10 protein-coding genes are annotated in these 7,443 nt (G+C 70.4%); 5 read left to right on the forward strand and 5 right to left on the reverse strand.

Annotation, left to right across the window (positions count from 1 at the left end; genetic code table 11):
- Nucleotides 1-982, forward strand: a 982-nt coding sequence (locus tag WA805_RS28985; protein WP_425243917.1) for a hypothetical protein, incomplete at its 5' end; no start/stop codon positions are given.
- 29 nt (nt 983-1,011) lie between these two features.
- Here the strand turns inward: WA805_RS28985 and WA805_RS28990 are convergent.
- Entirely contained in the window at nt 1,012-1,632 is a 621-nt protein-coding gene (locus tag WA805_RS28990; protein ID WP_422271496.1) for a DUF1684 domain-containing protein, read from the reverse strand.
- A gap of 281 nt (nt 1,633-1,913) precedes the next feature.
- Nucleotides 1,914-2,477 carry a methyltransferase family protein gene (locus tag WA805_RS28995; RefSeq protein WP_425243918.1) on the reverse strand — a complete coding sequence of 188 codons (564 nt, stop codon included), beginning with the start codon at nt 2,475-2,477 and terminating at the stop codon, nt 1,914-1,916.
- Nucleotides 2,478-2,670: 193 nt separating this feature from the next.
- On the opposite strand from WA805_RS28995, the gene WA805_RS29000 reads away from it, so the two are divergent.
- Both WA805_RS29000 and WA805_RS29005 read left to right on the forward strand, forming a co-directional pair.
- Entirely contained in the window at nt 2,671-3,465 is a 795-nt protein-coding gene (locus WA805_RS29000; RefSeq protein ID WP_425240921.1) for a sensor histidine kinase, read from the forward strand.
- Nucleotides 3,462-4,136, forward strand: coding sequence for a response regulator (locus WA805_RS29005; protein ID WP_422287464.1), 675 nt, complete (start codon nt 3,462-3,464; stop codon nt 4,134-4,136). Before WA805_RS29000 ends, WA805_RS29005 begins: the two co-directional genes overlap by 4 nt.
- Before the next feature lie 25 nt (nt 4,137-4,161).
- Here WA805_RS29005 and WA805_RS29010 read toward each other — a convergent pair whose 3' ends face one another.
- Entirely contained in the window at nt 4,162-4,593 is a 432-nt protein-coding gene (locus WA805_RS29010) for a DUF2000 family protein (RefSeq protein ID WP_422271504.1), read from the reverse strand.
- Nucleotides 4,594-4,643: 50 nt separating this feature from the next.
- Here WA805_RS29010 and WA805_RS29015 point away from each other — a divergent pair, with 50 nt between their 5' ends.
- A complete protein-coding gene (locus WA805_RS29015; RefSeq protein ID WP_422338054.1) occupies nt 4,644-5,447 on the forward strand; it encodes an AraC family transcriptional regulator in 804 nt (267 codons plus the stop codon).
- Nucleotides 5,448-5,456: 9 nt separating this feature from the next.
- Nucleotides 5,457-5,726: a hypothetical protein gene (locus WA805_RS29020; protein WP_422271508.1), complete on the forward strand. Its 270-nt coding sequence runs from the start codon at nt 5,457-5,459 to the stop codon at nt 5,724-5,726.
- Nucleotides 5,727-5,806: 80 nt separating this feature from the next.
- Here the strand turns inward: WA805_RS29020 and WA805_RS29025 are convergent, their stop codons facing one another.
- Nucleotides 5,807-6,685, reverse strand: a complete 879-nt coding sequence (locus tag WA805_RS29025) for a DUF4397 domain-containing protein (protein ID WP_422338055.1) — start codon at nt 6,683-6,685, stop codon at nt 5,807-5,809.
- Nucleotides 6,686-6,690: 5 nt separating this feature from the next.
- Nucleotides 6,691-7,443: hypothetical protein (locus tag WA805_RS29030; protein ID WP_425243919.1), on the reverse strand; the 753-nt coding region annotated here is incomplete at its 5' end.

Here is a 7,443-nt window from a genome sequence, read left to right on the forward strand (position 1 = left end):
GGCTGGGCGCGGCGTGACGCCCCAGCGGCTGGCCGCCGTGGTCCGCGCCGCGCTCGGGCACGCCATCCCGAGCGGCATACTCAGCGCAGGTGAACTGGAACTCCTTGCCGGGGACCTGTTCCCCGCCGGGTACCGGGAACAGATCGGAGCCAGCCTGGTCCGTTTGGACGCGGTGCTGGCGGAAGTCGCCGCCTACGCGAGCGATGGGTGGCCAGCCCAGCCGGAGCGCTACACCTGCCTCACCCTGGACGGCGGACCGCGAACCGCGGCCGGCGAAATACTGACCGCGCTGACCGCGCACTGGCTGACCGTGCAGGTATCGGGTGCCGCGCAGGAACCGCCCGCGGTGCTCATCGCCGGGGCCGACGAGATCGCCAGGCGCCACCTCGAGCGTCTCGCGGAAACGTGCGACCTGCGCGGGGCGCCGGTCACGCTGCTGTTCCGGCACCTGCGCGAGGACGCGGCGAGCATGATCGGCGGCGGCACCACCGCGTTCATGCGTCTCGGCAACCACGCAGAAGCCGAGCAGGCCGCGGCCTACATCGGCCGCCGGCACACCTTCGTCGTCTCCTCCTACACCGCCACCCGCGGCGGGTGGTCGCAGTCCGGCGGCACGTACTGGAGAGACACCGAGACCAGGCAGCGCGGCTACGAATACGCCGTCGAGCCGACGGCGCTGCAGAACCTTCCCGATTGCGCGCTGCTGCTCGCCGACAGAGCCGACGGCTCCCTGCGACTGCACGCGGTCGAATGCGACCCGGCGATCAGCACCCTGCCAGGCGCGAGCACCGCTCCCCTCCCACCACCCGGCACTCTCGCGTACGGCAACACCATGAACCCGGCCGGCCCGGCGATCGACGCCTCTGACCAGTACCCGGCCGAGTGGCAGGAACCAGCCGCCGGAGAACCGGCGCCGGACTGGCCACCCGACGACCAGCCGCCAGACCCGCCCTGGTGGGAGCGCAACCAGCCGCCACATTGAGCGACAGGCAAAGGGGCAGCCGGGCAGGGTCAATCTGGCTGGGTCAGCCGCTCTCCCGCCCTGATGGGTACGTCGATGACGTTGTCGTGCGGCGCGAGCGGGCAGACCCAGCGGCTGTCGTAACGGCAGGACGGGTGGTACTGGAAGTTCAGATCGATGACGAGGGCGTGGCCGGCCGAGCCGAGATCGGCGCCTTTCGCCGTGTCGAGCAGGTACCGGCCGGCACCGTAACTGGTGGTGCCTGCCGTCGCGTCCCGCAGCGGCAGGAACAGGCCACCGCCGTACTGATCCAGCCACCACAGCGCCACGCGCCGGCCGACGGGATCCCCGAGCGTCACCCAGCCGACCTGCTCGAAGCGGGTCACGCCATCCGGGCCGGTATCGATCACGAGCCGCTGCTGCCGCGCGACCGGCTCGACGGGCACGGTCCATCGCAGCGCCGGATCGTAGGGCCAGTAAGGCACGCCACTGGCTCGCATCGGGTCACCGGCGGGCAGCGGGCTCTGCGGGTGCGAGCGCATCATCTGATCCCGGCCGTCCCGCCATAGCGCGTGCGCGGCTGCTGGATCCGCCTGCTCGCGGACCCGGGCGTACAGCGCGGCGTTCTGCCGCCTCCAGTCGGCCAGTTGCAAGGCGGTTTCGGGAGTCATGTCAGCCACTGTGGTCTCCTTCTCATACACCCATCGTCAGGCAGCCGGGTGCTCGCGCAAATAGCGGACCAGGCCGATCATGTCCCCGGGGACGAGCCTGCCGATTGCGCCGCGGACCGGCCTCCTCGGCGGAGGGTGCACCCAGCTGCAGACCACTTAGGAGCAGAACGTTACACTTTTCTTGCTGTTATCAGCGTTTTGGCGTAATTTTCTGCTCCTATATCGACGGCTTTGTCTCGCGATGTGAGACGGGGGCGGCGTGGCGCGTGGCCGCTCGGTTCTCACCACAGTCCCGGCACGAGGCGCTTGGTACGGGCGGCGTAGTCCGCGTATGCCCGGCCTATCACCTCGGTGAGGACGGCTTCCTCGACGAAGATCCGGTGAATCAGCACGCCGGCCGGCAGCACCAGCAAGATCGCCAGCGCGGGCACGTTGCCGTACACCAGGCCCAGGCCGGCCATCAGCAGCACGATCCCGGTGTACGACGGATGCCGCACCCACCGGTACGGGCCGCTGTCGACTACCCGCTGGCTTGTGTCCACCTCCACGGTCGTCCGGAACGAGTTGCCAAGCACCACGATCGCCCAGATCCGGACCGCCAGGCCAGTCCACATGACGAGCAGGCCGACCGCGCTCAGCCCGGTCGAGCCGAACTCCCAGGGACCAGCGTTCTTGACCGCGCCGGTCAGCAGCCCGGCCGCCACCACTGCCGCCGTGATGATGACGATGTTCAGCCAGAGCGTTCCCTGGTCCCGCGCGGCGCTGCCCTTCCCGCGGATCCGGTCGCGGATCAGCAGCCCGGCTTCCAGCACCAGCCACGCAGTCATGGTCAGCTGTACCACCACTTCGATCACCCCACTTAAGCGCGAAGGTCTCCTGCTCCCCAGCGTCACACCGACCCCGCGAGCAGGACGTCAGCCCGCGGTTTGATTCCAGGTTGAGCCCGGTACTAGACCCTGGGGTACTTCGCGGGAAGTAGCCGGTAATGGCTCCGGCGGGAGGATGCGCCCGCGGCGGGCCGGTTCGTATGCTCGGAGAATGCGCTCCGATCGTGCCCTGCGAAGGTTCCTGGACGCCGGCTGGCTCGTCTCAATCGTCGGCATGCTCGTCGCCGGCCGAATGTGGCAGCTGCATCTCCGCGAAGCGGAGCAGCGCGCCGAAGAGGCCGAACGCACCAGGGACGAGGTCGCGCTCCGCAAGGCCGTGGAAGAGCGGCTGCGCATCGCCCGCGAGCTGCACGACTCCCTGACGCACAGCATCTCGGTGATCCACGTGCAGGCGGGCGTGGCCGCTCACCTGGCGCGCAAGCGCGGTGAGGAGGTGCCCGCCGCGCTGGCGGCGATCCAGGAAGCCAGCGCCGACGCCAGCAGGGAACTGCGCGCGACGCTCGGCGTCCTGCGCGCCTCCGACGACTCCGACTGCAGCGGGCTTCGCCAGCTGGACGCCCTCATCGCGCGGGCGCAGGCGGCGGGGCTGCCGGTCACGGTGACGGTCGGCGGGACCGAGCGGCAGCTGACGCCCGACGTGGACCAGGCGGCGTACCGGATCGTGCAGGAAGCGCTCACCAACGTCACCAGGCACGCGGGCCAGACCTGTACGACGGTGCACCTGCAGTACGGGCCTGGCCTGCTAACCGTGCAGGTCGACGACGACGGAGCCAGGAACGGAGGCTCGGGCGGCGGCGGTGCCCCAGCCCCGCAGCCGACATCGGGGATGGGCCTGATCGGGATGCGAGAGCGGGTATCCGCGCTCGGCGGCAGCCTTGACGCCGGGCCCAGGGCGGGCGGAGGGTTCCGGGTCCGGGCCGAGCTCCCGGCACGAGCCGCGTCGTGATCAGGATCCTGCTAGCCGACGATCAGGCGCTGATCCGCAGCGGGATCCGGTCGCTGCTCGACGCGGAGGACGACATCGAGGTGGTCGGCGAAGCCGTCGACGGACGGGAGGCGGTCGCGCTGGCGGCCGAGCACCGGCCCGACATCGCGCTGGTCGACATCCAGATGCCGGTCCTCGACGGGATCGAGGCCACCAGGCAGATTGTCGCGGACGAGCGGCTGGACAGCGTCCGCGTCGTCATCCTGACCAATTTCGGGCTGGACGAGTACATCTTCCGCGCGCTGCGGGCAGGCGCCAGCGGTTTCCTGCTGAAGGACACCGAACCGGCGGAGCTGCTGCAGGCGCTGCGCGTGGTCATGCGCGGGGACTCGCTGCTGTCCCCCGCGGTCACCAGGAGCCTGATCAGCGAGTTCGTCGCCCGGCCCCCCGACGCCGTGGCCGCCGCCGGGATGGAACGCCTCACCAACCGGGAGCGCGAGGTCGTCGCCCTGGTCGCGCACGGGCTGAGCAACGACGAGATCGCCGCCGCCATGGTGCTGTCCCCCACCACCGCCAAGACCCACGTCAGCCGCGCGATGATCAAGCTCGGCGCCCGTGACCGCGCCCAGCTCGTGGTGTTCGCCTACCAGGCCGGGCTGGTCAGCCCGCGCGACCCCGCGCCGCCCCGCTGATTTCCCGCGCCGGCCGGCCCGGCCGCTACGGGTGCATGCGCGCGCCCTTGACGATCTTGTCCACGACGCCGCGCGGGCCGTAGACGGCCATGCCAGCCAGGTCCAGGTCCGCCGCGCGCACGGCGCGTACCGCGGCGCGGTTGTCCCGGTCATTGCCGGTCGCGAAGAGATCCGCGGTGAATACGGACAAGGCGACGCCCCGGCTGATCGCGCGTTCGTGGGCCTTCGTCAGGGTCTCCTTGCCGCCTTCGAAGATCAGGACCGGCTGGCGGAACATCGGCAGGTACTCCGTCCCGTCCGCGTCCGCGTAGGGCTCGCCGATCACCTCAGGGGCCCGCTGCCCGATGCCGCTGACGAGGAACGAGGCGACATTCAGCCGCTGCCATACCTCCAGGTCGTCACGGAGCAGCACCGCGATCTTGGTGTCGAACCTGACCGGCTCGCTGTCTGAATCCATGCCATCGATCGAACACCATCACCCAACGTCGGATCTTGTACGATTTTTGCGTGGTCAGCGACACGCGGGTCCGTGCCTGGCGGCCGGCGGTTCCCGGCGTCGTCGAGGTCTTCCACGCGCGCATGACCAGCCACGTCTACCCGATGCACACGCACGAGGCGTGGACGCTGCTGATCGTCGACGACGGGAAAATCAGGTACGACCTGCACCGCCACGAGCACGGCGCCATGGACCAGGCCGTCACGCTGCTGCCTCCACACATCCCGCATAACGGGCGCGCGGCCACCACCGCGGGCTTCCGCAAGCGGGTCGTCTACCTCGATCTCTCGAGCCTGCCCGCGAGCCTCATCGGCCAGGCCGTCGACCAGCCCGTGCTGGCCGACGCGCTGCTGCGGCAGCGCATCCACCAGCTGCACGGCGTGCTCGGCCAGCCGGGCGAGGAGTTCGAGGCGGAGAGCCGGCTGGCTTTCATCGCCGAACGGCTCGGCTGGCACCTGAGCCGGCGCCGCATGCCCGGTGACGCGACGGCCAGCTCCGGCGTGGCTGATGGGCTGCGCGGCCTGATCGACGCCCGCTTCCGCGAGTCGATGACGCTCCGGGAGGCGTCGGATGCCCTGCACGCCCACCCGGCGCACCTGGTCAGGGAGTTCAGCAGGCAGTTCGGGATCAGCCCGCATCAGTACATGACCAGCCGCCGGATCGACCTGGCGCGGGGGCTGCTGCTCGACGGAATGCCGCCTAGCCTGGCCGCGGCCGAGGCCGGCTTCTACGACCAGTCGCACCTGACCCGCCATTTCAGGCATGTCCTCGGCACCAGCCCGGGCCGGTACGCGCGGAGCGGGGCGGCAGGCTAGGGTCTGGGTATGGCAACGCCAGAACATCTTGATGGCCGGCATCGGGACACGCTGCGGCAGATCTTCGCGCATCCGGCAAGTCACAACATCGAGTGGCGCTCGGTGGCCGACCTGCTGGAAACCGTCGGCACGGTCACCGTGCGCCATGACGGCAAGGTCGCCGTCAAGCTAGGGAACGAGCTGGAATTCCTCGACCCCCCGGCCGGCAAGGACATCGACGTGCAGATGGTCACCGATCTGCGCCGGATGCTGGCCAACGCCGGCTACGGCCCGCGGTAAGTCCGGTTCGCTGAGCGGAGAAGCAACCGTACGTTCCGGTGAATGATTTTGATTTTCCCGAACGGGCCCGCTTCTTCGCCTCATCGCTGAATCGCGGCGCGGCGGCGCGGCCAGCCGAGCCCGGCAGCGCCCGCGGCGATGAGCAGTCCGCCAGCGACCGTCAGCAGCAGCCACGGCGCGAGATCCGCGGGCGGCGGCAGTGCGGTACCGCCGAAGCCGGTGGCGGCCCCGCCGCTGGGCATCAGCTGGCTGCCCACCGCGTCGGTCAGGACATCGGTCGTCAGCCCTGACGAGCTGTCGAGCACGACGATGGTGTGCACCGTATCAGCGGTCAACTGGAGCGGCGTCGTGGTCGCGTCGTCACCTGACGCGGTGACCTGCACCGAATCCGCGCCCGCCGGGACCGCTGCGTACGGGGTGGCGGAGCCCAACGCCAGCTGCGTCGCGAGGACCGTGGAGCCGTAGCTGACCGTGACGTGGTCCTCCTTGAGCGATGCCTGGAGAACCCTGACGAGTGCCTGTCCCTTCGGCGCGGTGGTCTGGTCCTGCAGCACCACGACGCGCAGGCCAGGGTCAGGGCCAAGGGCGGCAACCGTGTACGCCGTCTTGGCGCCCACCATGAAGCTCGAGACCAGCGCCGGATGGCTGGTCGCGGGCGCGTCGAAGCCGCGCATCGCCACCGTGTACTCACCAGGGGCAAGCTGCATGTAGGCGGAGACATCGCCGTAGCTGACGTCCCTGAGCACGGTCGGATGCGCGGGATCGCCGAACGGGTACAGGTAGATATCCATGGCGGGCGCCTGCGGGGACAGGTGGGCAATCCGGACCCAGCCGTCCTGCGCGGAGGTGGCCAGCGGCGCCGCGGACGCGGCGGGTGACGCGGCCGCGATAATGGCGAGGCAGCTCACGAGCAGCATGGGAATCGCGGCTAGCCGGGCAAGACGCCGCAGCAGCTTCATGCTCATCACCTCTTGTCCGGATGCACGTCTGCGGTCAGCACCATCGAGAGCAGCCCGAGCGGGCTCGGCGAGGCGAACTCGATGGTCAGTGCGGCCTGGCCGGTGCCGGGGCGGACGATGGCCGAGTGCGCGGGCAGATACGGGCTTTCCTGCTCGCTGACCATGGCCAGCGCCGCCGCGAGCCTGGCGGCGGCACTGCCGCCGTCACTGGCGACAGTGACCTTCCTGAAGAACTGCGGACCGCCGGGAGCGGAATCGCCGAACGCTGTCACCCGGAGCGTGAACTGCGTCGACAGCGCCGCGAGCGTCGCGAGCAGGCGAGAATCCACTTCCCCCGCCCGCAGTTGCGCGGCATCGGCGGCGGTGAACCTCAGGCGCGGGTTCCTGAGCAGCTGAGCACCCGCGCTCTTGCGTGCGGCCAGGTCGGACCGCAAGGCGGACTGATAGGCCGCCGCCCCCGTCCGCGCCACGGCGCGGACCTCGATTCGCGAGCTGCCAGCGCCGAAGCTCGCGATAAGCGCGGGGGCGTACTGGTCCGCCAGCGTGCGGCCGGCTTTGCCGGCCGCCGGGAGAGTCGCTATCACGTCCGTCTTCAGCACGCCGGTCATCCCGGGTCCCAGCGCCACCAGCCGGCCCGCGCTGACTCCGCGCGCCTCAAGCGAGGCGCACATGGCGGGGTAGCAGCCGATGACCGCGGTGCCGCTTACCTGGCTGGTAATCCAGGCGACGGCCGCGGACTGCGCCGCCGCGGCTGGCCC

Origin of the sequence: Trebonia sp. (genome assembly GCF_049794275.1) — a bacterium.
GTDB lineage: Bacteria > Actinomycetota > Actinomycetes > Streptosporangiales > Streptosporangiaceae > Trebonia.

Excerpts from the sequence above, each read along its gene's own strand:
- WA805_RS28990 (WP_422271496.1), bottom strand. The coding sequence starts at position 1,632 with ATGACTCCCGAAACCGCCTTGCAACTGGCCGACTGGAGGCGGCAGAAC.
- WA805_RS29000 (WP_425240921.1), top strand. The coding sequence starts at position 2,671 with ATGCGCTCCGATCGTGCCCTGCGAAGGTTCCTGGACGCCGGCTGGCTC.
- WA805_RS29010 (WP_422271504.1), bottom strand. The coding sequence starts at position 4,593 with ATGGATTCAGACAGCGAGCCGGTCAGGTTCGACACCAAGATCGCGGTG.
- WA805_RS29020 (WP_422271508.1), top strand. The coding sequence starts at position 5,457 with ATGGCAACGCCAGAACATCTTGATGGCCGGCATCGGGACACGCTGCGG.
- WA805_RS29025 (WP_422338055.1), bottom strand. The coding sequence starts at position 6,685 with ATGAAGCTGCTGCGGCGTCTTGCCCGGCTAGCCGCGATTCCCATGCTG.